The following is a 23,784-nucleotide window of genomic DNA, read 5'->3' as shown; positions in this document are numbered from 1 at the left end:
GCCGCTTAAAGCGGCCTTTTTGTCAGACCTTTTCAATCCAGCGCACGAGCCGCCTTGCCGCTTCGTCCACCTGTTCTGGATCGCGGCAGAAACATAGTCGGAAAAATCCTTCGCCGCCAAGGCCAAATGCACTGCCAGGTGCCAACCCGACATTCGCATTGTCCACCAAATCAATGGCTGCCTGAACTGAATCTCCGACACCATCCACACCGAAGAAAAGATAAAATGCCCCTTGCGGCGGCGTCAGGCGAACTTTGCCAGTCGATAGCAGCGCGGCGCACAGGCTATCACGTGTGGCACGCGCCCGTTCAACCTGCATCGAAATAAAGGCATCGCCCTCATCAAGAGCCGAAACGGCGCCACGCTGCATGAATTGGGCGACGCCCGAATTCGAGTATTGGATCAGATTTTCAATGACCGGTCCCAGTGACGGATGTACCGTCATCCAGCCCACACGCCATCCCGTCATCGCCCAGTTCTTTGAGAAAGAATTCACGAAGATGATACGATCATCCACCTCCATAACATCCATGAAGGACGGAGCGCGGCCACCGCCATAATAAAAATGGGTGTAAATCTCGTCGGCGATGATCCAAAGACCATGCTTGCGCGCAAGATCGAGAATGAACTGCAATGTTTCCCGATCCGCCGTCCACCCGGTCGGATTGGATGGCGTATTGATAAAAAGTGCTTTCGTATGCGGCGTGATGGCGGCGGCAATCTTCTCAGGATCGAGCACCCAACCATTAGCACCGAATTCCAACTCGACCGGAACCGGTACGGCCCCCGCGAGGCCGGCCGCACCAACAAAATTGGGCCAGGCCGGCGAAAGATAAATCGCTTCCTCACCCGCTCCAACGATTGCAGTCAGGGCCATTTCGATGGCGTGCATACCGGAACCGGTGACATAGAAGTTCTCTGGCTTCAGAGGTAGCGGAAAATAACGCGCGTGATAGCGGGCCAATGCCTCCCGCAACTCTGGAATGCCAGCCTGCCAAGTATAGAAGGTCTCGCCGTCGGAGATGCCTTTTTGAGCCGCAGCACGGATGAAATCTGGTGTAGGAAGATCACCCTCTCCGACCCAAAGCGGAATCAGTCCTTCGCGCCCACGCCCGTGATTGGCGACTGCCACAATCCCGCTTTCCGGCGCATGTGCAGCTTCCCGACGAAGGTTGGCTATGAGTGTCATGATTTCCCCGCATTGAATTTCGATTTTTACTTCGTGCTTATCAAGGCCGGTTGGCGAAATCACGCGGCTTTTTCTTATAGTTCGATCAAGCTTATTTATGGATCAAGAGAAAACGGGGCCACAAGGCCCCGCTTCCATTCATGAGTTCTGAATCGGTCAGGCTTTCTGCTTTGCCAGAAGGTCGCGGATTTCGGTCAACAGGACCTCTTCGCGCGGAGCTTCTGGTTCTGGCTTCGCCTCTTCCTTCTTCTTCATGCGGTTCATTCCTTTCACCACAAGGAACAATACCCACGCGATGATCAGGAAGTTGATGAGAAGTGTAACAAAGTTGCCGTAGGCAATGGTTGCACCAGCCTCACGGGCAGCTGCCAGCGTGGGCTTGGGTTCACCTGCCAGCTGAATGAACATATTTGAAAAGTCGATACCGCCAGTAATCAGGCCGATGATCGGCATGATGATGTCGTTGACGATGGAATTGACGAGGCCGCCGAACGCCCCGCCAATGATCACACCTATGGCCAGATCAACCATATTACCCTTTAGGGCGAATTCCTTGAATTCTTTTAGCATAAGCCTGTCTCCCTCACGAACGCAGACCGTTGGGCCGTCCTGCTCCGGTGGCGTTCGCCAAATCAACCTGAGTACCAGATAAACTGGCAATGGATGGCAAAGCAACTTTTCGAAAACGAAACTGAAAAGCGTTTTGCGATTTCGAATGCTTTCCTGAAATGTGACATACACTTTTTTCAAGATCACACTTCTACTGTGTAAGCGAAAATTACCAAAGAAAAGATGAAGCAGCTAAAATGCACTGTTTTTCATCAATAATCTTGCGCGAACACACCGAAAGTGCTTGCGTCAAATCACATTCAAGGAGTGAGGGAACAAGCCGATCATGCAGGGCTGGGGTATTATTGGCGCCGCCTTTTTATATCTGCTGCTGCTCTTCGCGGTGGCCAGTATCGGTGACAGGCGCACCTCGCGTTGGAGCAGTGCTCCGCGCCCTTATATCTACGCGCTCAGCCTGGCTGTTTACTGCACATCCTGGACGTTCTTTGGCTCAGTCGGTCTATCTGCTCAGCGCGGCCTTGAATTCCTTGGAATCTATATTGGCCCCATTCTGGTCTTTACGCTCGGCAACCGATTACTACGACATATCGTGCGACTGGCCAAATCCGAGCACATCACCTCCATTGCCGATTTTCTCGCGGCACGTTACGGCAAGAGCTTCGGGGTTGCCTCTCTTGCAACCTGCATCGCAGCCGTGGGTTCGATCCCTTATATCGCGCTACAGCTCAAAGCCGTTTCCGGCAGTGTCGGGCTCATCATGGAACACTACGGATCAGCCGTCGATCCGTCTCTATTCATGTTTGGCGATATTTCCCTCCCCGTTGCGGCTGTACTGGCTGTCTTTGCGATCCTATTCGGGACTCGCCATACCGATGCTACGGAGCACCAGAACGGCCTTATTCTGGCTGTAGCTCTTGAATCCGTCATCAAGCTATGTGCCTTTCTGACTGTCGGCTTTGCCTGCACCTTCTTCCTGTTCGGCGCACCGTCACAGCTCATCAATCAGATCTCCCAATCGTCCGAAGCATTGGAAGCATTCCACTACCAGACATCGATCGGCACATGGATCGTGCAAAGCGCGCTTAGTGCCGCCGCCGTCATCATGCTGCCGCGACAGTTCCATGTGACAGTGGTGGAAAGCCGAAGTGAAAAGGAACTGCGAACTGCCTCCTGGCTCTTCCCGCTCTATCTGGTGCTCATCAATATCTTCGTGTTTCCCATCGCATTGATCGGCGTGATGGCGCTCGGGAGCGATGTCAGCGGAGATCTATACGTTCTGGCTCTGCCGCTTGCAGCAGGTGCCCATTGGCTCGCATTGGTGGCTTTTCTTGGCGGATTGTCGGCAGCAACCGCGATGGTGATCGTCGCTTGCGTTGCACTTTCAATCATGATTTCCAACCATCTGGTGCTGCCGCTCTTCATCCGGCGTCTGGCGAAGCAACACGCCGCTGAGCAGCGTGACCTCACCAGAATCATTTTGAACACACGCCGCATCACCATTATCGGCATACTGGCGCTAGCATTCGCCTATTATCGCTTCACCTCAAACAATATCCATCTTGCTTCGATCGGTTTCGTGTCCTTTGCCGCAATTGCCCAGTTCGTTCCCGCCTTCATCGGTGGGCTGTTCTGGCGCAATGCGAATGGCCGCGGCGCCATGCTAGGCCTTTCGGCGGGGTTTCTTGTCTGGGCCTACACACTGTTGCTGCCAACGTTGGCGCCCGAAAATGCCGCCATTTTGCGCGACGGCTTTCTTGGCTTTACGGCCCTGCGTCCCGAAGCGTTGTTCGGAACCAATGCGCTCCCCTTGACCAATGGTGTAATGTGGAGCCTGGCGGCCAACACGCTTTTTTACGTGCTTGGTTCCCTTTCGCGCGCCTCCACACCACTCGAACGCATTCAGGCCAGTATCTTCCTACCACGTTATTTCATCGGTACACCGACTCTAAAGCGCTTCCGCACCACCGTCACTGTCGCCGAGCTGAAGGCTACCATGGCGCGCTATCTCGGCGCTGAGCGCGTTGAACGAGCTTTTCTTCGTTTCGAGGGAAGAGAACAACGGCGGCTCGACCCGGGCATGACCGTTGACACGCCTTTGATCCGCCATGCGGAACAGCTTCTTGGCACTGCCGTCGGCTCCGCCTCCGCGCGGCTGGTTCTATCGCTGCTTTTGCAAAAAAATGATGCTTCCGGACGTGACGCGCGACAACTACTGGACGATGCTTCGACTGCCTTACAGCAAAATCGCAATCTGCTCCAAACGGCCCTCGATCAGATGGAACAGGGTATTACCGTTTTCGACAAGGATTTGAGACTGACTTTCTGGAACCGGCAGTTCCGCCAGCTTTTCGATCTTCCCGACGAAGTGATGCAGGTCGGGATACCGGTTTCAGAAATCGTGGAACAACTGCACCGCCGCGATGACATCTCCTTCAATGCTCAGAACGGTGTAATCCGCTCGCTCGCGACCGTCCGCCAGCCATGGCGCATCAACATGAAATCGACCGGCAAGGTGCTGGAAATTCAATCCAATCCAATGCCAGACGGCGGGATCGTCGCGACATATACCGATATCACGGCGGCAGTCGAAGCCGATGCCACGCGACAGAAAGCTGCGGAAATGCTGGAGCAGCGCGTGGCAGATCGTACGGCGGAACTTACTCGCGTCAATCAGCAGCTTGCCAAGGCTCAGATGGCAGCGGAAGAAGCCAATCAGGGCAAGACACGATTTCTGGCGGCTGCCGGTCACGACATTCTGCAACCACTTAACGCAGCGCGTTTGTATAGTACCGCACTCGCAGAGAAACTCGGACGCTCCGAAACCAGTGAATTCGCTCGCAACATCGATTCCTCGCTGGAAGCGGTGGAAGCTATTCTGGGCATGGTGCTGGATATTTCCCGACTGGATACGGGAGCGCTCAAGCCCGATGTGTCGGTGTTTCGCCTCGACAAGCTGATGAGCCAGATTGCCACTGACTTTACACCTCTCGCAGCCGCCAAAGGGCTGAAGTTGCGCGTTGTGCCATCCAGCATCGTTGTCAAAACGGACCGCAACATGCTGCGGCGCCTGATCCAGAACCTTGTTTCCAATTCGATCAAGTATAGCCGCAAGGGCGGTATTTTGCTCGGTGTCCGACGTCGTGGCTCCTTTGTTGAGTTGCAAGTGCTCGATACCGGCATCGGCATAGCATCCCAGAAACTCAAAGTTGTCTTCCGAGAGTTCACTCGACTGGATGAGGGCATGCGGGAAGCAGAAGGGCTTGGCCTTGGCCTTTCCATCGTCGACCGCATCGCAAGGCTGCTGTCGCTGCCGCTATCCCTGTCTTCGACGCTCGACAAAGGAACAGTGTTTACGCTGCGCATCCCTGTTTCGCAGGAAAAAGTACCCGCCGACGAAGTGAAGAGCCGCCGTGGCCCACAGCGCTTACTGGAACTGACAGAGCTCGATATTCTCTGTATCGACAATGATGTCAGCATCCTGTCTGGAATGGAAACGCTGCTTGGCGGGTGGGGATGCCGTGTAACGACGCTGCGCAGCGGAACAGCTTTGAAGAACTATTGCGCTGATCACTCCGCCCCACCCGACGTGATTGTCGCGGATTATCATCTGCTGAATGAAAACGGTCTAGATATGATTGGCTTTGCCCGCGAGACGTTTCAAGTTGAGATACCAGCCATTCTGCTGACAGCCGATCGGTCAAAAGAAGTCCGGCAGCGCGCTGAGGATGAAAATGTCACGGTTCTGCACAAGCCGCTTCGACCCGCTGCATTGCGTTCTCTGTTATCGCATTTCCACCACACCCGGCAGGACAAGGCATCGGCGAAGAATGCAGCTCAGTAGCAGGGCGACGTTCAGTCCATGCTTAGCGCATCATTGCCGATGCGTGACAGAAGAATGACTGCCTGCGTACGACTATCTACTCCGAGTTTCTGCAGTACCGCCGAAACATGCGCCTTGACGGTGGCTTCCGACACACCAAGCTCATAGGCAATCTGCTTGTTCAAAAGGCCCTCGGCAAGCATGGTCAGCACACGTGTCTGCTGTGGCGTCAATGTACGCAGTCGCGCAATGACAGCTTCAATTTCTGGGTCGTGTGAATGATCCAGCTCAATGTCGGGCGGCGTCCAGATGTCACCAGACAAAACTGCGCGCACTGCCTCGCCAATCGTTTCCATGCTAGCGGATTTAGAGATAAAACCCGACGCGCCAAGTTCAATTGCATGACGGATCGTTGCAGCATCGTCGGTCGCCGAAACGATGATGACCGGAAGCGCGGGCTGAAGCGCTTTCAACGTCACCAGACCTGAAAGTCCCGTTCCGCCTGGCATCGTCAAATCCAACAAGAGAAGATCAATGTCTTCCCGCCCACCGACCAGTTTCTTGACTGCGTCAAAATCGCCGGCTTCAATGATTTCCACACTCTGCGACTGTCCTGAAAGAACCTGCCTGAGTGCTCCCCGGAAAAGCGGGTGATCGTCAGCGATGATGAAGTGCATGAGCCTCGCGCGCCATTGTTCGAATCTCCTCCCCTCGCGATGCTGGCCAACAGCCAACTATTCCGTTTTATGCCGTTTTTTGCCTCGGGCAACCAAAATTCACGTTGCGTGTCCGTTTTCACAATACGCATTGCCGCCATCTGGCCGCATTGTATGTTAGGTTGCACGCTGAAGATAACATGAGAGCGGCCCGACCAACCAATTGGAAGGAAACCGAAAAGGCAATTCATGACGCGCAATACGCTTTATCCAGAGATCCAACCATTCAAGGAAGAGATGCTTCAGGTTTCTCCATTGCATCGAATCCACATCGAGCAATGCGGCAATCCCGACGGCAAGCCGGTCATCATGATCCATGGCGGTCCCGGCGGCGGTATCACCCCAACCATGCGCCGCCTGCACGATCCAGAGCGCTATCGCATCATCCTGTTTGACCAGCGTGGCTGCGGTCGCTCGACCCCGCATGCGGAACTGCGCGAAAACACGACTTGGGATCTTGTGGCAGATATGGAGCATATTCGTGCGCATCTCGGCGTCGAGAGATGGCAGGTTTTTGGCGGCTCCTGGGGATCGACCCTCGGCCTCGCCTATGCGCAATCCCATCCGGATCGTGTGGCGGAGCTTGTTCTGCGCGGCATCTTCATGATCCGTCGTTTTGAAGTCGACTGGATGTATTCCAATGGCGCAAGCATTCTATTTCCAGACCAGTTTGAGGCTTATCAGGAGCATATACCTGAAGCCGAGCGCGGCGACATGATCGCTGCTTATTACAAGCGCCTGACTGACCCTGATCCGCAGGTGCAACTTGAAGCGGCGCGACGCTGGGCGCGTTGGGAAGGTTCGGTCATATCGCTTCTGCCTGATCCGGCGCGTGTAGACTCCTTTGGCGAGGATCAGTACGCCATCGCCTTCGCACGCATCGAATGCCACTATTTCCAGAACCGCGGCTTTCTCGATTCCGATGACCAGCTTCTGCGAAATGTCGATCGCATCCGGCATATTCCGGGCTTGATCGTGCATGGCCGCTATGATGTCTGCACGCCGTTTATCAATGCTTGGCAACTTAAGAAAATGTGGCCTGAAGCCGATCTCAAGATCGTAGAGGATGCAGGGCACGCCGTTACAGAGCCTGGCATCACCCACGAATTGATCGAGGCGACAAAGCGTTTCGCCCAATAGTCAAAAGGCGCCGCGGGGCGCCTTTTCTTTATTATCAAGTTCTGCCGCCCGGCGTGATTTTGTCAGTCGGACTTTCCGGCTCGCTATCGAAGCTCTTCGCAATATCCATAAATCGGCGCATGAAGCGTTCCATATAGCTCATGGACTGCTCGAATTCCTGCTCGGTCGGGAGACCGGACGCGACGCCCTTCCCTTCAAGAGCAGAAACCTTGCCTTCAAGCTTCTTCACGCGATCCTGCAAGTCGGCAATGTCGTTCTCATAAGCTTCGCGATCTTCAGTAGCCATCTTGCAGATGAGCTGTCCTTGCTGCTCCGTGCAGGTGGAGAGTGCCCCGGTTCGCGTGTCCAGACGGACATAGCCTGTTTCCGTACCTTCCAGCCGATAGCGCCCGTTTTCCTGCGCAAGCGCATTAGCCGGGGCAAGCGCTGAACCGAGAAGAGCAACAGCAGCCAGATTACGAACCATCAATGTCTTTCTGTTTGACATAATGCAATTCCCTTCAGCTTCCCTTTGAGACGTCCCTATCATATGGGACGTTTGAGACGAAAAGCGAACATACGGGACTTTGATTTCCGAAGAATTTCGGTCTAGAGAGCAGTCATGACCAATGAGATCATCTTTAAGATCGCTCCACGCGACCTTTGGGCACAAGCCGAACAGACTGGTAGCTTTACCGGGGCTCCGGTTGATATTGCCGATGGCTATATCCATTTCTCCACTGCAACGCAGGTGCGAGAAACGGCAGCAAAGCATTTTGCGGGCCAGCAGAATTTACTTCTGATCAGTGTGAACGCTGCCGCGCTTGGTGCAGCATTGAAGTTTGAAGTCTCGCGTGGCGGAGCCTTGTTTCCTCATCTTTATAGTAAGCTGCCGCTTGCAGCGGTTTTAAAGGTTGAAGCCTTGCCGCTGGGCGACGATGGACGTCACATTTTTCCGGAGCTGGAAGATCAATGACCGGTTTTTTTGAAACTCTCGGACGGCGCGCCCTATTTGCCTTCGATGCCGAGCAGGCGCATGGCCTTTCCATCGCTGGCTTGAAGACAGGCCTTCTTACTTGCGGCGCGCCAAACGATCCCGCTCTTTCTGTCAAAGTGGCAGGACTGCAGTTTCCAAATCCGCTCGGTATGGCGGCTGGTTATGACAAGAATGCTGAGGTGCCCGACGCACTTTTGAAGCTGGGCTTCGGCTTTACCGAAATCGGCACCATCACACCGCGCCCGCAAAGCGGCAATCCGCGCCCGCGCATTTTCCGCCTTGTGGAGGATAGAGCCGTTATCAATCGTCTCGGCTTTAACAATGAGGGCCACGACGCAGCTTTTAAACGTCTGTCACAACGTGCAGGCAAGAGCGGTATCGTAGGCGTCAATATCGGTGCCAACAAGGATTCCGAAGACCGCATTGCCGACTATGTGGCCGGTATCCGCCGCTTCTATCAGCTTGCGCGTTATTTCACGGTCAATATCTCTTCGCCCAACACGCCGGGCCTGCGCAACCTTCAGGCTCGCGAAGCCTTGCGCGAATTGCTGAGCCGTGTACTGGAAGCTCGCAACGAAGAAGGCAAGATGTGTACGCTAAAGCGTCCGGTTTTCCTGAAGATCGCACCCGATCTGGCTGACGAAGAACTGGACGATATCGCTGCCGAGGCAACCGAACAAAAGCTGGATGGCATCATTGTATCCAACACGACGCTTTCACGTGCTGGCTTGAAATGCGAAGAAAGCCGCGATGAAACGGGCGGTCTTTCCGGTGCCCCGCTTTTCGACCGGTCCACCGTCGTCCTCGCCCGCATGCGAGAACGCGTCGGTCCTGAAATGCCGCTGATTGGTGTTGGCGGTGTGGATAGCGCCGAGACAGCGCTAACCAAGATCAAGGCAGGTGCCGATCTCATCCAGCTTTATACGGGCCTGATCTATCGCGGTCCAAACCTGCCTGCTGAAATCGTGCGCGGCTTATCAGCCGCCGTAAAGCGCGAGGGCGTTGCCAACATTGCCGCGCTGCGCGACCGGGACACCAAAGATTGGGCCCGGCACGAGCTGTCTGCATAAGGCATCATTCATGTCTCCCAAAACCGGTTACCAGCTTTGGGAGACATGCTTTGATCACCCGGTGAATTCCGTACGATAGCGGCGCGGCAAGATCGCCAGAAGCGTAACGCCACGGATCGACAGAAACAGATTAAGAGCCAGCCAAAGCCCGTGATTGCCCATTACGGGCTTTGCCGTGTAAAGGACCACGAGAAAGAATGCGAGCGACAGGAACATCATGTTGCGCATGTCGCGCGACCATGTAGCGCCGATGTAGACCCCGTCCATATGGAAGGCCAACAGGCCCGTAATCCCCGTCAGCGCCGCCCAAGGCAGATACTTCAGAGCCTCGGCATGGACATCTTCAGCCTTGGACAGAAGTCCGATGATCGCATCCCCGAACAACAGCAGAAAAAAGGCGATAATGCTCGCCATGACCAGCCCCCAAACGAAAGTGAGCTTGGCGCCACGCACAAAGGCCGGGCTGTAACGTGCCCCAATCGACCGGCCGACAATCTGTTCGGCAGCCGCTGCCATGCCGTCCAGAAAGAAACCGGCAACGAGAAAGAAGTTCAACAATACGGCGTTGGCTGCAAGCGCAACCGGACCAAGGTCGGACCCGGCTCGGGTAAAGAACGCAAAGGCCGTCAGAAGCAGAAATGAGCGGATCATGATGTCGCGATTGACCGCGAACATGCGCAAAATCCCCTCTTTCTGAAAGATTCGCGCCCGGTCTGGGCGTAGCGATGCATCCTTGCGGAAATGCCGCAGCACAATGAACATGCCAACGAACGCAGCGACGGTCTCACCGGTCACCGTGGCCCAGGCAACTCCGGTAACGCCCCAGCCCAATTCCAGCCCAAGGATGATGCAGAGCACAATATTGATACCATTGAGTAGCACTTGAAGACCGAGGCCGATGATGCCGTGTCCGCGACCGAGAACGAGTCCCAATATCGAATAGTTGATGAGAGCAACAGGTGCCGACAGCATGCGGATCGACACATAGGTTGCCATCGCTTCCTGCGTAGCGGAGGTTGGATGCATGAATGTGGACGAAACAGCGATGATGATCGGCAGACACAAAATCATCAGACAGCCAGCAACCACTGCGATGATGATCGCGCGCCAGAAGATTGCCTGTTCTTCCACCGCGTCTTCAGCCCCCACGGCCTGCGCAACGAGCCCCGTCGTGCCTGAGCGGAGGAAGTTGAACATCGATAGCAGGAAATCAAATACGAGTGCACCAATCGCCAGACCGCCGATCAGCTCGGCTTGTCCCATCTGACCGACAACGCCCATGTCCACAAGCCCGAGAAGCGGCGTCGTGACTGCGGCAAGTGTCATTGGAATGGCGATCAGCATCACCATCCGGTGTGTCACGTCGAACGGCCTTGTTACGCCACCAACACGTTGCAGCGACTGATCCATTATGCTTGTCCCGAATGCATGCCCTCTTATCCAGATCATCTACTCTGGAATTAGTCGGAACGACAGATAATTTGGCCACCGCTTTGTCGCAGCTCCTGACAGCGAACCGTCAGGAGACATGAGGCCGTTACAACCCAAGCATCATGGCCCAATATATATATGTGGGTTTGTTATCAGGTGTAGCCCAGGCAAGACCATAATGCTCAAAAGTCGGATCAAGCATGTTCTTGCGATGACCGGGCGACTTCATCCATGCGTCAAATACGGCTTGAGTATCGCGCTGTCCCGACGCCACGTTTTCGGCCGCCGGTCCGCGAATACCTGCCTGACGCAGTCGAGCGACAAAACCATTGCCCCAGCCGATACTGTGGCCAATCTTTCCATAACTCGCCATACGTTTGGCCTGGTAAAGCGCGGCTTGCTCGAGCCTCGTATCCGTGGCCATCAACGGCAAACCGTACGCTTTGCGAATAACGTTGAAAATCGGAGTGGGATCATTGTCTCCCGCAGCAAGCGCCATGTTCAACGGCACTGCTGACACTACCAGCGCTCCCCCGGCGAGGAGGAGAAAACTGCGCCGACTGAATGTTAATCCCTGTTCTTGCTGCATTGCCTGTCTGAGCTATCCAATTACCAAATTGAATTCACTTCCGGTAGCTGAGAATACGGAGCAAAATAAAGGCAGGAATGACAACCGCCGCACCGAGAATGAGATAATCGACAAAGCCTGCAATTGCCGAAAAGCCCATGTTCCAAAGGCGCAGGAAGAAGTCGCGTATCCCATAGAAAATATCATAGGGCGTCCAGTGAAAGGCGCTCATCACCACGCCAACGACCAGCGAAATCAGCACCAGCTTGATCAGGACACGGGCGGGCGTATCGCCAAGAAAACGGTTTACACCATCCGACATGCAAATCTCCCTGTGCAGTTATTGGTCAGAGCGACGGACTCATCGCGCAAGAAATAGGCTGTCCGTGCCACCTTCGCAAGTTCTGTACTCACTCATCGCTGCTTGCGGTAATCGCGCGGAGCCTTCTGTTTTTGTCGCGAGAATGAGCGGTTCATGCTGCGCGTGTCAGTGAAGCCGCTTGCAACGGCCACTTCCAGCAACGACAAGCTAGTCTCGGACAAGAGTTCCTTGGCTTTCTTGACCCGGAGTTCTTCACGAACCTCAAATGCCGTTCGCTCGAGAGCAAGCTTGAAGCCACGTTCCATTTGGCGAACAGAAATACCCAGCCGACGCGCGACATCGATCATCGGAACTGGATCTTCCAGCGTTTCCTCAAAAATACGAATTGCCTTGCGGATCATCGGTGAGCGCACACCGTTGAAGCTCAGGGCTGGCTGCTCCGAGCGTACGAGCTCATAAGGAATCATAAGGATGGACGCGCTTTTGCGTGCCATTTCCTCGGAAATCTCGTTCTGTATGATCGAAAGCGCGAGCGACGCCGTACCGAGCCCGCCGGCGCAGGTGAAATGTTTTCCACTATGATGAAACAGGCTGGTCGTATCGGCTGTATAGCCGTCGAAAAGCTCCAGAAAGTCGTCCCGATGGAACCAACTGACGCAGCAATTGCGATCAGGCAGGAGATTGGCCTCCGCCAGTAGAAAAGCGGCCGTACAAAGGCCCACAACGGTCTTGCCGCGCCGGTCCGCCCGTTTGATGAGATCTATCAGTGCTTGCTGCCTTGGCCGATACTGTGCAAGCAACCCGCCGACAACGGCAACATAATCACAGTCGTCGACTTCGCCTATAGGCGCGGTTGGTTCGATCACCATGCCGGAGCTGGAGGTTACAGGATCTCCTGTCAGCGTGCAGATTTTCCATGCGCAACGTATCTGGCGGCTCTTGTCGCGATCATCAGCAGCCAGGCGAAAAGGATCAAGGAAAAGGCTAAGCGCACTCAGCGTAAAGCCAGGCAGCGCAACAATGCCGACCGATAACCTACGCTGCGGGCCATCCATTGCTGCCTGAAGCTTCTTGTCCTGATCCCGTTCGATTCCAGTTGTCACTTAGGTCGCTCTCCTCCGTCCTTAATTCTAACTGCTTGGAGGAAGGTGATATAGTCAACGAAAATGCTTGGAAAGCTTCAACTGCTGCGCCTGATAGTTGGAGCCGAGGTCCACACCGTAAAGCGCAGACGGGCGATGCAGCATATGCTCGTAAACCAAACGCCCGACAATCTGCCCATGCTCCAGAATGAACGGAACTTCATGGCTGCGGACTTCCAGAACGGCGCGGCTACCGGTTCCACCCGCGGCACTATGCCCGAAGCCCGGATCGAAGAAGCCTGCATAGTGAACACGGAATTCGCCAACCAGCGGGTCGAATGGCGTCATTTCCGCCGCATAGAGCGGTGGAACATGTACGGCTTCGCGAGAAACAAGAATATAGAACTCGTCCGGGTCAAGTACGAGTTCACGCGCGCCACGATCATAGATAGGTTCCCAGAAATCCAATATATCGTGTGCTGCACGCTTATCCACATCGACCACAGCCGTATGATGCTTGCCGCGATAGCCGATCAGTCGGTCAGGGCCACCGGAAAGATCAACCGACAGAGCTATGCCGCCGCCGGATATATTCGGCATCTCGGCAGCAACCAGCGTTTCAGCATTATGCAAAGCGGCGAGCTCAGCTTCATCAAGCTGGGCGCGCCCCTTGCGAAAGCGTATCTGCGACAGGCGAGACCCTGTGCGCACGACGATCGGGAATGTGCGCGGGCTGACTTCCAGATAAAGCGGGCCGTTATATCCGGCAGGCACCTTGTCGAATTCCTGCGCTCCATCCGCGATGACGCGGGTGAAGATATCCAAACGACCCGTTGAACTTTTCGGGTTTGCCGATGCGGAAAGATCTGGTGACAGTGCCAAGGTTTCGAGAAGCGGAACAATATAGACACAGCCAGTTTCCAGCACAGCCCCTGCGGTCAGGTCAATCTCGTGCAGCTTCAGTCGTTCCAGCTTTTCAATAACCGGCGTCCCCGGCCCCGGCATGAAGGACGCACGCACACGATAGGCTTTTGCGCCAAGCCTCAGATCGAGGCTTGCAGGCTGTATCTGATCAGGATCGAGTGGGCGCGGAGACGCCAGCAAACCGCTTTCAAACAGCGCGGAAATATCCGCATCCGCCAGAATCCCAGCATCTTTCTGCATCATCAACCCCACACTCCGTAGCCTAAAGCATGTCGTATTCAAGCGACACGCTTTAATCTCTTGTTTTCACGCATGCCTTTATACCGAAACTGGTTCCCACTTTCGGGAGACATGCTCTAAGCCTTGCTTGACAAAGACCATTGACCGCTGGCGGCGTCAATGCCAAGCCTCGGAACGGCTTCAAACCGGGTTTTCCGCAGGAATCCGAGCATTAACGCAGAGCGAGGGATACGCTTTTCCTGAAATTGGGCGGTTTCGGCATTGACGGCTCTACACAACAGGCATAATGAAAAAATGTTCCGTGGTGATTTGGCCGGCCGGCTTGCAGCCACGTTAAAGAATTCGCTAAAAAAGGCCGCGGTTCGTTACCGGCCTTTTGCGTTTTCGCAAGGCCGGTTTTTTATTGGCCGCCGAGGCTCGGTTACCCTGCCCCGGCCGACCAGCTTTCGACAGGTTGGAAAAATGACGACTGAGAATACCCGCAAGTTTCGCCCTGCAACCGAACTCGTGCATGCCGGATCGCTGCGCTCCGGTTTTGCCGAAATGTCGGAAGCAATGTTTCTGACGCAGGGCTTCCTTTATCCCAATGCCGAAGCCGCCGAAGCGCGCTTCAAGGGTGAAGACCCGGGTTTCATCTATTCGCGCTATGCCAACCCGACCACTGACATGTTTGAAAAACGTATGTGTGCGCTGGAGGGTGCTGAAGAAGCCCGTGCCACTGCATCTGGCATGGCAGCGGTCGCAGCAGCCATCCTGTGTCAAGTGCAGGCAGGCGATCACGTTATTTCCGCCCGCGCTGTCTTTGGTTCCTGTCGCTACATCGTTGAGACTGTTCTGCCAAAATACGGCGTCGAAATTTCGATTATAGACGGCTCAGACATTGAAAACTGGAAAGCGGCTGTTCGCCCGAACACCAAGATCATGTTCCTTGAAAGCCCCTCCAATCCAACGCTTGAAGTCATCGACATTGCTGCCGTTGCACAGGTCGCCAATGAAGCAGGCGCCAAGTTGATCGTCGACAATGTTTTCGCCACACCGCTCTTCCAGAAGCCTCTGGAGCTTGGTGCGCATATTGTCGTTTACTCTGCGACGAAGCATATCGACGGTCAGGGACGCTGCCTTGGCGGTGTAGTCCTCTCCGACCGTGAATGGATTGAAAACACCTTGCAGGATTATTTCCGTCATACCGGCCCTGGCCTCAGCCCGTTCAATGCTTGGATCATGCTGAAGGGCCTCGAAACCTTGTCCGTACGCGTACGGCAGCAAACACTCTCAGCGGCTGCTGTTGCCGACTTCCTCGCCGGCAAGCCAGGTGTGAAGCGCGTGATCTATCCGGGACGGGCAGATCACCCGCAGGCCGACATCATCGCCAAGCAGATGACCGGCGGTTCGACCCTAATTGCTCTGGAACTGGACGGCGGCAAGGAGGCAGCATTCAAATTCCAGAATGCCTTGCAGGTCTTCAGCATCTCCAACAATCTCGGTGACGCGAAAAGCCTCATTACTCATCCGGCGACCACCACGCATAAGAACCTTAGCGACGACGCGAAGGCCGAACTCGGCATTTCGGACGGCCTCCTGCGAATCTCGCTGGGCCTTGAGGATAGCGACGACCTCGTGGAAGACGTGGAAGCCGCGCTGAAGATCGTTCGCTGAACTCTATATCTCGATATTGTGGCTCTTAAGCTGCAAATAGAGGCTTAAACGATGCAATTGCCGGAACATTTCGGCAATTGCCGCATATTTGCCGCTCCAAATTATTGACCTCTCCCGCAACTTTAGCGATAGGTGAGGTGAATAACGGCGTCCCAGAACCGACGAACCGTTGAACAGACAAGCATCATTGCGATCCAGCCTCAATAGATTGCAGGGTGCCAGGGTCGATGCGAATTTAGGGCGGTGTGTATGTATAGAGCGGTGACGCGGGGGATCGAAGTTTCGGTCGAACCTTTCTATCTGGAAGATCAGTCCGAGCCCGACGAAAACCGCTATGTGTGGGGCTATCGCATCACGATTGCCAACAACTCCACAGAAACTGTACAATTGCGTTCGCGTTACTGGCAGATTACCGATGCGAACGGTTATGTCGAGGAAGTGCGCGGACCGGGTGTAGTCGGCGAGCAGCCAACCCTCGAACCGGGCGACTCTTTTCAATATTCATCAGGCTGCCCTTTGACCACGACATCAGGGGTCATGGTCGGGCGCTATCAGATGGAGGGTAACGGCGGCAACTTGTTCGAGGTCGATATCCCCGCCTTCTCGCTTGACATGCCGGACCTGCGACCTACACTGAATTGAGGAATTCCTCACCTTATTTCCCGGCGGATAGCGTATGAGCAGAACATACAGAAACATTCTGTTCATTGCCATTTTTTGTCTGTACTGGGTCACGCTCGACCCATTCATTGATCTGCGTAACCCGGATGTTCTTCTCGCCCAGGAAGCGGGAAATGCAATGCAGCAAGTGCTTTCGCTGTTGCTCACGGCACTTAGCCTTGGGGTTCTCTGGCAGAACCGCAATCTGGTCGGCAAAGTACTGTTTCCCTACTTTGTCATACTTCTTGGATGGCAGTTCGTAACGGTAATTCTTTCCACCCAACCTGATCTCTCGTTTCGCCGCTATGTTTTCAGCATAACGGTCGTTGTTACCGCTTTGGCCTGGCTCCTTCTGCCGGAAGACGAAACCCATTTCATCCGGCTCATCAAGCCGCTTTCATTGTTCGTGTTGGGACTAGCCTATTTCGGCGTGATCTTCTTACCTGCCGTTTCCATCCATAACCTGGCGGAGGTATTGGAATTGACGAATGCTGGCTCGTGGCGCGGACATTTCGCCCACAAAAACATCGCCGGGCCGGCAATGGTAGTACTAAGCTGCTACGGCATGTATCTTTGGCGAGCAAAATCCCGATTTAGCGGGACACTCGTTACTATACTCGCGCTCTTTTTTCTTTACAAAACGAACAACAAGACCTCGATCGGCCTGGTTGTACTGGCTTTCGCCCTTGCATATTGCCTTACGCGGACCCGAAGCCTCGCTTTGAAGGCACTAATGGTCTATGTCCCTCTTCTGATCACCGCCTATCTCACATTGGGAACCGTCCTTTTTCCATCAGCCAAAAGTCTCGTCGAAAGCTTCGCCTCCGATCCCACTTTCACCGGCCGTACCGACATATGGAAATTCGCCATCAAGCAACTTATGGACCATTCGCTGGTAGGGTATGGGTACGACGCTTTCTGGGGCACCTCGCGACTGGTGAATGGTGGATACGACGTCGAAACATGGGCGGCGCGCGCAGGCCACGCACACAATGCCTATCTCAACATAGCGATTACGACGGGTTTCATTGGCTTGGCTGCTCTGATCTGGTGGATTGGGGTGCGCCCGCTTCTCGATTTCCACCGCGCGCAACGATCAGGCAACTCCTCCAGCCTTGCGCTCACATATCTTCAGATATGGTTGTTCATAATGTTCTACGCCAATCTGGAGACTCCGTTCTTTGTCGCACGCGGACCAGTCTGGTTCAGCGTACTTACTGCGGTCATGGGTATGCGGTTGCACGCCTGCACAGTGCACAAAAAGTCAGCAACAACACCAGAACAGACCTATCAGCAGCAACCAACCCTAGCGTGACCGGAGCAAATCCTGAAAAGTGTAAAGCGGCTTTCGAATTTCACTACGATCCTTTGATAAGTCAGCAAGTTGAGATCATGTAAGGCCAACTGGAACAAGCGCCAAAACCGGCGCTCGCTTTCAACTCCTACAGACGTTCGAGCAGGAAATATGTCGTTGGTCCGGGTGACGCAGACAAGGAAGAAACATTGTTCCAAAGCTGTGCACCTATCGAAGAAGTCCCATCTCCTGATATGACGTGTGGCTGTACGACCCCGTCGAGATTGATAGGAGAAATTCTCCATGCCCGATCGGTCGGCAATGAGAATTGGACCCACTCGACTTTGATTTCGACAGGCAGCGCCCCATAATTGGAGACGACCGTCTGTTCCATATCGGAAAAAGTCATGCCTGTATTTCGGGCATTTGTAGCCATGACAATCAAGAGCTTGCTGCTTTCCGCTACTGTTTGTCCATCAAGCGACGAGACAGCGAATAAGCTGGCGCCAGAAGCGCTCCAAACAGTCAACTGACCGAGCGAAATGGGCTGGTTGACCGATGCAAAGGCGACCGCCTCCGAATGCGACGTAATAATTTTCATCTGCTTCGCCATTGTGTCGAGGGTGATCTCTCCAGTATCGCTGGCATAAATACCCGAGGACGCGGCGCTGGGATTTTCAGTCGTGAGCACGCCGTTGTTGCGCAGGAACGTTACCGCCGCCGTCTCAGAGTTTATCTGACGAGGCGAGCCGACCGTTACCGCTCCTGGTGCGAGTGCAGCATCTCCTTGTGCAAAACCTGTCATCAACGACATGACCGTAACAGCATCCGGCTCCGGTGTATCCAACCCAATCAGATTGTTGACATCCTGTATTTGCGCCACAACCTGATGAGCTGCTTTTGCGACGTCCCCGCGCCGGAACAACAAGGCCGATAGGGTTTCGCCAGCACGGGCAACGGGATCCAGTGCGGTTCTATAGGGGCGAATATACTGCTCGTTGAAGTTGCTGCCACCATAGCCAAGTACCAGCGCTCCATTGCTGTGACGGCAGAGTACATCCCATCCTTGAAGTGCAGCGTAGGAAGGCATCGCCAAGCCAGCTTCATACCGAAACTGGTTCCAGAACATGTGGTCGTATTCCGTCATCACAAATGGTTTGCCGAAAACGCGCGCCGAGGCTGCAAGACGGAAATACTCCACCGCATTGGCGAGCGAACTCTCCTGCTGTATCTGGGCACCTGGCGACACATCGCCAATCCAGTCGTGGTAGATGTTCATCGCAACGGCTGACTGATTGCCACGTGTCAGAGCAGGTTGGATACCTGTCCAATTGTTGTAGGGTGCCACGACCCCCTTGAAGCCCATAGCCCGAATACAGTCGCTCATCTTGTCCATGGTGCGTGTTTCGATATCCACGAGAAAGCGCGCGAAGTCTCGCAGACGAACCGAGCTGGCATAGCGATTTGAGGGCAAGAGGACGGTGTTGTTCTCCAGGTTCTCGTTCGCCGCCAGTTCGCTACCCCATGCATTAACCAGGCCAGCCGTCGTACCGTAGCGTTCGCGAAGCCACTGGTTGAAAGGCATCGGCAATTCGGTCAAAGCCTGCAGATCGCCGTCGGCATAAATCCACGAATTGAACGACAAGCCATTTTCATTGAAGGGCACAACAATTGCCATTGCCGGGTCTTCGAAAGGCACAAGACCAATGTAAGGATTGACAGTGCCGAATATATCAACTTGAAAGCGCAGCCAGTGGCCAAAAGCCGCATTCTCGACATGCGTCTTCAGCTTCAGCCTGCCTTCCGTTCCCCAGCGGTCCGTCATGCCACCCAATGCACCAGCATTGGATGTAAGGCCATCCACGATCCAGTAGATGCCGTTTTGCTTCAGTACAGCCATGAAGTAGCGGAACCGATCAAGAGTATCCTGTCGGTATCCGAAATCCTGAAGCTGTCCATCCATCAATGCAATGTCGAGAAAATGAAATCGGACACTGTTATATCCATGACGACGCAACTGGACAGCCATCTTATCCGCAGTCGCGTTGTCGGGGATAGTGCCGATGGTACCGCACAACAGCCGATATGGAACCGAGGGATTGCTTTGCAATGCGATGCGACCGTCTGGATTAATGATGAGCCGTCGCTCTTCGGTAATCGCCGGGTTCGATAGAAACGTCGAAAAATCGAGCGGACTGCCAGCCGCAATTTCGAGATTCTGCTGGGTAACTGGTAACCAAATGTCAGGCATATCGTTTCTCCACAATCAACCTGTGGAGATTACCAGCCTAGCCTTTAATGGGGATAAATTCCTAATCTAGAAAATCTTCTGCCCATTACTTCTCGAACTCTGCCGGATTGAACTCATAGAGCTTCGAGCAGAACTCACAGGTCACGGAAATCTTGCCACTGTCTGCGCTTTCCGCAATTTCCTCGGCTGTAAAGCCTGAAAGCACACCAGAAATTTTTTCACGCGAACATGAGCACTCGTCCATCACGGGCACCGCGTCGAACACACGCACGCCACGCTCATGGAACAGGCGATAAAGTAATCGCTCTGAGCCGACCTGCGGGTCCGTCAGTTCCGAACTTTCAATTGTGCCTACCAGCGAGCGGGCTTCATCCCATGCGTCGTCTTCTGGATGAAAGACGACTTCGGCTTCATCCTCATCGCCTCCTGGCAGATCAGGGAGACGTGCGCGAAGTTCGGATTCCGGCAGGAACTGGATAATCAATCCGCCAGCACGCCACTGTTCGACAGGCTTTCCATCGACACCGCGCTCGATAAGCTTGGCAACGCTCAACTTTAGATCAGTCGGTATCTGTTCCGACTGACGGAAATAGGTCGTGGCGATTTCTTCCAGCGTCGACCCGTCAAGCGCAACAATTCCCTGATAGCGTTGGGTGTAAGCGCCCTGATCTACGGTAAAGGCAAGCGTGCCCCGTCCGAGCAATTCCTCGGGCTTCGTCTTGTGAGCGGCGACAGCCTCCTGCAAGCGTTCCTCGTCGAAACGTGCATAGGCGCGCACCGAACGTGGAGTGCGGAAATCGACCACCAGCATATCGACAGGGCCGTCAGACTGCGTCTGGAAGATGAACTTGCCATCGAATTTGAGCGAGGTGCCAAGGAGCACGGTCAAAACCGTTGCTTCCGCCAACAAGCGTGCGACTTCATCCGGATAGTTGTGGCGTTTCAGGATGCCGTCGATACTCGCGCCAAGCTGAACCGCACGACCACGCACGTCGAGCCCCTCGACCTGGAAGGGCACGACAGCGTCATCGCCTGCGAAGTCGAAATCGCCCAGGCTGACCTGAACGGTTTCGACTTCGGTATGCTCATTGCCGGTCTTATCAGCCAAATTATGCTCCTTGCAGACACCAGGCCAGAATGGCTTTCTGGGCATGGAGCCTGTTTTCCGCTTCATCGAATACGACCGATTGCGGTCCATCGATCACCTCATCCGTCACTTCCTCGCCGCGATGTGCGGGCAGGCAGTGCATGAAAAGCGCCTTTGGGTCAGCTTTTGCCATCAGTCGCGCATTGACTTGATAGGGCATGAAAACGTTATGGCCGCGAGCGTGATCTTCCTGCCCCATGGAAACCCACGTATCGGTCACGATGCAGTCCGCACCGTTCGCCGCTCTCTCCGGATCGATGGTAGACATGATGCTCGCGCCGTTAGCTTTCGCCCAATCGATATATTGCGACTTGGGTTCACTGCCTTCCGGCGTTGCGATATTGACATTGAAATCAAAACGCGCCGCAGCTTCAACCAGCGAGTGGAGGACGTTGTTGCCGTCTCCCATCCAGGCAAAGGTCTTGCCTTTGATCGGGCCGCGATGTTCCTCATATGTAAGAACGTCAGCCATGATTTGACAAGGGTGCGTATCATCCGTCAATGCGTTGATGACCGGAACGGTCGCATATTCGGCAAGTTCCAGCATGCGCTCATGCGAAGTCGTACGGATCATGATCGCATCGACATAGCGCGACAGAACCTTCGCCGTATCGGCGATGGTTTCGCTGCGTCCAAGCTGCATTTCCGAACCGGTCAGCATGATCGTCTCGCCTCCGAGCTGGCGCATGCCGACATCGAACGAAACACGAGTGCGCGTGGATGGCTTCTCGAAAATCATCGCAAGCACTTTGCCTGCGAAAGGCCGTTCAATTTCTCCTGCCTTCAGACGCGCCTTGCGTGCCTTGGCATCTTCCATGATCACACGAAGTTCCGACGCAGGAACAGCGGAGAGGTCGATAAAATGTTTGATCCCGTTATCGTTAGCCATGTTATCACGCCGTCTTGCTGATCGGATTTGCAGTTGCTAGCCGTTCGACCGCCATTTCGATGCGTTTAAGCGCTTCGCGTGCCTCTTCCGGCGTCGTCACCAGCGGCGGCAGCAAACGAACAACATTGTCACCGGCGCCAACACTAAGGAAATGCTCGTCACGAAGAGCCTGAATGAGGCTGGTATTCGGCACCACGCATTTGATACCAATCAGCAGGCCGCGACCACGAATTTCGGAAACTACGCTCGGGTAGCGGTCAACGATAGAAGCAAGCCCCTGCTTCATGACCAAGGCAGTTGCCTGGACATTCTCGAGGAAGCCGTCAGCCAGAACAACATCAAGCACGGCATTGCCGACGGCCATAGCCAGCGGGTTGCCGCCATAGGTGGTGCCGTGAACCCCTGCTGTCATTCCTTTGGCAGCTTCTGCGGTCGCGAGGCAGGCGCCCATCGGGAAACCACCACCAATACCCTTGGCCACAGCCATTATGTCCGGCTTGATACCGGCCCATTCATGCGCGAAAAGCTTGCCCGTACGGCCAACGCCGGTCTGTACTTCGTCCAAGATCAGCAGAAGCCCTTTTTCGTCGCAAAGCTGGCGCAGCATACGCATGAATTCTTCAGGGAAAGCGCGCAGGCCACCTTCACCCTGCACGGGCTCAAGCAGGATCGCTGCTGTCCCGTCGGTTATAGCGGCACGCAATGCTGCTTCATCGCCGAACGGAACCTGGTCGAAACCGTCAACCTTCGGGCCGAACCCCTCAAGATACTTGGCCTGACCGCCAGCAGCAATTGTGGCCAGCGTGCGGCCATGAAAAGCGCCTTCAAAGGTCACGACGCGGAAACGTTCCGGATGGCCGCTTACATATTGATAGCGCCGTGCGGTCTTGATCGCGCATTCAAGGGCTTCAGCGCCGGAGTTGGTAAAGAAGACCTTGTCGGCAAAAGTGTTCTCGACAAGTCGCCGGCCGAGCTTTTCCTGCGCGGGAATTTCATAGACATTCGACAGGTGCCACAGCTTTTCCGCCTGGTTCTTCAGCGTTTCCACCAGATGCGGATGCGAATGGCCAAGCGAGTTTACAGCAATGCCGGCTGCAAAATCGAGATAGCGTTCGCCGTCTTCGGTAACAAGCCAGATGCCCTCACCTCGCTCGAAGCGCAGAGCCGCACGATTATAGGTGTCGTAAAGCGGTTGCACGGTCGTAGCGTCGGTCATAGCATCAGGCCTCCAAAGCCCTTTTAGCAGCTCGCTCGGTGACACCGGCAAAGCTGTGTTTCCCATAAACAGTCCTCAAGCGCCCGAAATGGTTCCCACCTTTCGAATGACGCCGATACTCCATTCCAAACTGCCAAAACTATAATGAGACATGAGAGGAATGGCCCGGTTAACTCAAGCTCCGTGCCTGAGCCGCCGGCAGAAATAAAAAACCGCCCCCAGGGCGGCATATTTATCTCGCGCGTATATTGGCGTTCATAGAAAAAATGTCAATCAAAGCAAACGAGGTTTGAAGGCCATCTTTCTGCATGAGTTCATGCATTTTCGCGTTCTGGTGACATTCAGAGGTCAAAGGCGACTTTACGGGAGCGTCGAGACTATATAGAGAAAGGCCTCCCTCGATTGAGGCTGCCAGACGGCAGATCCGTTCTGCAAGTTCGCAATGTTCCACTCTGAAACAATCCGGGGTTTCAGTGCAGAAGCAATTGTGTGCAAAATTTCGGCGCGGATCAAAGAAAAACCGTCTTTACCACCCAAGTTGGGGAAAACCATAAAAATGGAATCTGCCTGACAGGGCTATCCCTTGTCATGGAGTCGTTGGATATTGTAGTTTCTTTTTAGAG

The 23,784-nt window shown here is 54.5% G+C and carries 20 protein-coding genes and 1 riboswitch; of the genes, 7 read left to right on the top strand and 13 right to left on the bottom strand.

Annotation, left to right across the window (positions count from 1 at the left end):
- Positions 1–22: 22 nt before the first annotated feature.
- Both FJQ48_RS01135 and mscL read right to left on the bottom strand, forming a co-directional pair.
- On the bottom strand, positions 23–1,189 hold the full coding sequence (locus tag FJQ48_RS01135; protein ID WP_139973381.1) for a pyridoxal phosphate-dependent aminotransferase: 1,167 nt from the start codon (positions 1,187–1,189) through the stop codon (positions 23–25).
- A 156-nt stretch (positions 1,190–1,345) separates the two neighbouring features.
- Positions 1,346–1,759, bottom strand: coding sequence for a large conductance mechanosensitive channel protein MscL (gene mscL / locus FJQ48_RS01130; RefSeq protein ID WP_139973380.1), 414 nt, complete (start codon positions 1,757–1,759; stop codon positions 1,346–1,348).
- Positions 1,760–2,084: 325 nt separating this feature from the next.
- On the opposite strand from mscL, the gene FJQ48_RS01125 reads away from it, so the two are divergent.
- Positions 2,085–5,600 carry a PAS domain-containing hybrid sensor histidine kinase/response regulator gene (locus tag FJQ48_RS01125; protein ID WP_139973379.1) on the top strand — a complete coding sequence of 1,172 codons (3,516 nt, stop codon included), beginning with the start codon at positions 2,085–2,087 and terminating at the stop codon, positions 5,598–5,600.
- 11 nt (positions 5,601–5,611) lie between these two features.
- Here the strand turns inward: FJQ48_RS01125 and FJQ48_RS01120 are convergent, their stop codons facing one another.
- The gene (locus FJQ48_RS01120; RefSeq protein WP_139973378.1) at positions 5,612–6,256 is read right to left on the bottom strand and encodes a response regulator transcription factor; all 645 of its coding nucleotides are present in this window, start codon (positions 6,254–6,256) and stop codon (positions 5,612–5,614) included.
- A 228-nt stretch (positions 6,257–6,484) separates the two neighbouring features.
- Between FJQ48_RS01120 and pip the strand changes: the two genes are divergently transcribed.
- Positions 6,485–7,435 carry a prolyl aminopeptidase gene (pip, locus tag FJQ48_RS01115; protein ID WP_139973377.1) on the top strand — a complete coding sequence of 317 codons (951 nt, stop codon included), beginning with the start codon at positions 6,485–6,487 and terminating at the stop codon, positions 7,433–7,435.
- A 34-nt stretch (positions 7,436–7,469) separates the two neighbouring features.
- On the opposite strand, the gene FJQ48_RS01110 is transcribed toward pip, so the two are convergent.
- Positions 7,470–7,922 carry a hypothetical protein gene (locus tag FJQ48_RS01110; protein ID WP_180350084.1) on the bottom strand — a complete coding sequence of 151 codons (453 nt, stop codon included), beginning with the start codon at positions 7,920–7,922 and terminating at the stop codon, positions 7,470–7,472.
- A 114-nt stretch (positions 7,923–8,036) separates the two neighbouring features.
- Here FJQ48_RS01110 and FJQ48_RS01105 point away from each other — a divergent pair, with 114 nt between their 5' ends.
- On the top strand, positions 8,037–8,390 hold the full coding sequence (locus FJQ48_RS01105; protein WP_139973376.1) for a DUF952 domain-containing protein: 354 nt from the start codon (positions 8,037–8,039) through the stop codon (positions 8,388–8,390).
- Entirely contained in the window at positions 8,387–9,481 is a 1,095-nt protein-coding gene (locus FJQ48_RS01100; protein ID WP_139973375.1) for a quinone-dependent dihydroorotate dehydrogenase, read from the top strand. The genes FJQ48_RS01105 and FJQ48_RS01100 overlap by 4 nt, the downstream gene beginning before the upstream one ends.
- Before the next feature lie 54 nt (positions 9,482–9,535).
- Here the strand turns inward: FJQ48_RS01100 and FJQ48_RS01095 are convergent, their stop codons facing one another.
- The 5 genes from FJQ48_RS01095 to FJQ48_RS01075 all read right to left on the bottom strand — a co-directional run bounded on the left by FJQ48_RS01095 (position 9,536) and on the right by FJQ48_RS01075 (position 14,051).
- Complete coding sequence (locus tag FJQ48_RS01095; RefSeq protein WP_139973374.1) at positions 9,536–10,891, bottom strand: MATE family efflux transporter; 1,356 nt, start codon at positions 10,889–10,891, stop codon at positions 9,536–9,538.
- Between the two features lie 127 nt (positions 10,892–11,018).
- The gene (locus tag FJQ48_RS01090; RefSeq protein ID WP_139973373.1) at positions 11,019–11,501 is read right to left on the bottom strand and encodes a CAP domain-containing protein; all 483 of its coding nucleotides are present in this window, start codon (positions 11,499–11,501) and stop codon (positions 11,019–11,021) included.
- Between the two features lie 34 nt (positions 11,502–11,535).
- On the bottom strand, positions 11,536–11,802 hold the full coding sequence (locus FJQ48_RS01085) for a DUF6460 domain-containing protein (protein ID WP_139973372.1): 267 nt from the start codon (positions 11,800–11,802) through the stop codon (positions 11,536–11,538).
- Positions 11,803–11,894: 92 nt separating this feature from the next.
- On the bottom strand, positions 11,895–12,857 hold the full coding sequence (locus tag FJQ48_RS01080) for a GlxA family transcriptional regulator (RefSeq protein WP_247870278.1): 963 nt from the start codon (positions 12,855–12,857) through the stop codon (positions 11,895–11,897).
- Between the two features lie 102 nt (positions 12,858–12,959).
- A complete protein-coding gene (locus FJQ48_RS01075; RefSeq protein WP_139973370.1) occupies positions 12,960–14,051 on the bottom strand; it encodes a 2'-deoxycytidine 5'-triphosphate deaminase in 1,092 nt (363 codons plus the stop codon).
- A gap of 288 nt (positions 14,052–14,339) precedes the next feature.
- Positions 14,340–14,419: riboswitch (SAM riboswitch) on the top strand.
- A 91-nt stretch (positions 14,420–14,510) separates the two neighbouring features.
- On the opposite strand from FJQ48_RS01075, the gene FJQ48_RS01070 reads away from it, so the two are divergent.
- The 3 genes from FJQ48_RS01070 (at position 14,511) to FJQ48_RS01060 (ending at position 17,679) form a co-directional block, all read left to right on the top strand.
- Entirely contained in the window at positions 14,511–15,704 is a 1,194-nt protein-coding gene (locus FJQ48_RS01070) for an O-succinylhomoserine sulfhydrylase (protein WP_139973369.1), read from the top strand.
- A 249-nt stretch (positions 15,705–15,953) separates the two neighbouring features.
- Positions 15,954–16,346 (top strand): Co2+/Mg2+ efflux protein ApaG, encoded by a 393-nt coding sequence (apaG, locus tag FJQ48_RS01065; protein WP_139973368.1) that lies wholly within the window; start codon positions 15,954–15,956, stop codon positions 16,344–16,346.
- Positions 16,347–16,380: 34 nt separating this feature from the next.
- Positions 16,381–17,679, top strand: coding sequence for an O-antigen ligase (locus FJQ48_RS01060; RefSeq protein ID WP_139973367.1), 1,299 nt, complete (start codon positions 16,381–16,383; stop codon positions 17,677–17,679).
- Between the two features lie 127 nt (positions 17,680–17,806).
- Here the strand turns inward: FJQ48_RS01060 and FJQ48_RS01055 are convergent, their stop codons facing one another.
- The 4 genes from FJQ48_RS01055 to FJQ48_RS01040 form a co-directional block, all read right to left on the bottom strand.
- Positions 17,807–19,909 carry a glycoside hydrolase gene (locus tag FJQ48_RS01055; protein ID WP_139973366.1) on the bottom strand — a complete coding sequence of 701 codons (2,103 nt, stop codon included), beginning with the start codon at positions 19,907–19,909 and terminating at the stop codon, positions 17,807–17,809.
- 85 nt (positions 19,910–19,994) lie between these two features.
- The gene (locus FJQ48_RS01050) at positions 19,995–21,017 is read right to left on the bottom strand and encodes an Hsp33 family molecular chaperone (protein WP_139973365.1); all 1,023 of its coding nucleotides are present in this window, start codon (positions 21,015–21,017) and stop codon (positions 19,995–19,997) included.
- A gap of 1 nt (position 21,018) precedes the next feature.
- Positions 21,019–21,945: an ornithine carbamoyltransferase gene (gene argF, locus FJQ48_RS01045; RefSeq protein WP_139973364.1), complete on the bottom strand. Its 927-nt coding sequence runs from the start codon at positions 21,943–21,945 to the stop codon at positions 21,019–21,021.
- Between the two features lie 4 nt (positions 21,946–21,949).
- The gene (locus tag FJQ48_RS01040; RefSeq protein WP_139973363.1) at positions 21,950–23,161 is read right to left on the bottom strand and encodes an aspartate aminotransferase family protein; all 1,212 of its coding nucleotides are present in this window, start codon (positions 23,159–23,161) and stop codon (positions 21,950–21,952) included.
- Positions 23,162–23,784 lie beyond the last annotated feature (623 nt).

Source organism: Ochrobactrum sp. CGA5 (genome assembly GCF_006345815.1).
In the GTDB taxonomy this organism is placed as follows: Bacteria; Pseudomonadota; Alphaproteobacteria; order Rhizobiales; family Rhizobiaceae; genus Brucella.
Note: the sequence above shows the minus strand (reverse complement) of the source record. Positions and strands in the feature narration are given on the sequence as shown.

What these genes read in the sequence shown, in the direction of transcription:
- mscL (WP_139973380.1), bottom strand. Translation starts at nt 1,759, where the DNA reads ATGCTAAAAGAATTCAAGGAATTCGCCCTAAAGGGTAATATGGTTGAT.
- argF (WP_139973364.1), bottom strand. Translation starts at nt 21,945, where the DNA reads ATGGCTAACGATAACGGGATCAAACATTTTATCGACCTCTCCGCTGTT.
- FJQ48_RS01120 (WP_139973378.1), bottom strand. Translation starts at nt 6,256, where the DNA reads ATGCACTTCATCATCGCTGACGATCACCCGCTTTTCCGGGGAGCACTC.
- FJQ48_RS01055 (WP_139973366.1), bottom strand. Translation starts at nt 19,909, where the DNA reads ATGCCTGACATTTGGTTACCAGTTACCCAGCAGAATCTCGAAATTGCG.
- FJQ48_RS01060 (WP_139973367.1), top strand. Translation starts at nt 16,381, where the DNA reads ATGAGCAGAACATACAGAAACATTCTGTTCATTGCCATTTTTTGTCTG.
- FJQ48_RS01105 (WP_139973376.1), top strand. Translation starts at nt 8,037, where the DNA reads ATGACCAATGAGATCATCTTTAAGATCGCTCCACGCGACCTTTGGGCA.
- apaG (WP_139973368.1), top strand. Translation starts at nt 15,954, where the DNA reads ATGTATAGAGCGGTGACGCGGGGGATCGAAGTTTCGGTCGAACCTTTC.
- FJQ48_RS01095 (WP_139973374.1), bottom strand. Translation starts at nt 10,891, where the DNA reads ATGGATCAGTCGCTGCAACGTGTTGGTGGCGTAACAAGGCCGTTCGAC.
- FJQ48_RS01090 (WP_139973373.1), bottom strand. Translation starts at nt 11,501, where the DNA reads ATGCAGCAAGAACAGGGATTAACATTCAGTCGGCGCAGTTTTCTCCTC.
- FJQ48_RS01100 (WP_139973375.1), top strand. Translation starts at nt 8,387, where the DNA reads ATGACCGGTTTTTTTGAAACTCTCGGACGGCGCGCCCTATTTGCCTTC.
- FJQ48_RS01125 (WP_139973379.1), top strand. Translation starts at nt 2,085, where the DNA reads ATGCAGGGCTGGGGTATTATTGGCGCCGCCTTTTTATATCTGCTGCTG.
- FJQ48_RS01075 (WP_139973370.1), bottom strand. Translation starts at nt 14,051, where the DNA reads ATGATGCAGAAAGATGCTGGGATTCTGGCGGATGCGGATATTTCCGCG.
- FJQ48_RS01040 (WP_139973363.1), bottom strand. Translation starts at nt 23,161, where the DNA reads ATGACCGACGCTACGACCGTGCAACCGCTTTACGACACCTATAATCGT.
- FJQ48_RS01070 (WP_139973369.1), top strand. Translation starts at nt 14,511, where the DNA reads ATGACGACTGAGAATACCCGCAAGTTTCGCCCTGCAACCGAACTCGTG.
- FJQ48_RS01085 (WP_139973372.1), bottom strand. Translation starts at nt 11,802, where the DNA reads ATGTCGGATGGTGTAAACCGTTTTCTTGGCGATACGCCCGCCCGTGTC.
- pip (WP_139973377.1), top strand. Translation starts at nt 6,485, where the DNA reads ATGACGCGCAATACGCTTTATCCAGAGATCCAACCATTCAAGGAAGAG.
- FJQ48_RS01110 (WP_180350084.1), bottom strand. Translation starts at nt 7,922, where the DNA reads ATGTCAAACAGAAAGACATTGATGGTTCGTAATCTGGCTGCTGTTGCT.
- FJQ48_RS01080 (WP_247870278.1), bottom strand. Translation starts at nt 12,857, where the DNA reads ATGGATGGCCCGCAGCGTAGGTTATCGGTCGGCATTGTTGCGCTGCCT.
- FJQ48_RS01135 (WP_139973381.1), bottom strand. Translation starts at nt 1,189, where the DNA reads ATGACACTCATAGCCAACCTTCGTCGGGAAGCTGCACATGCGCCGGAA.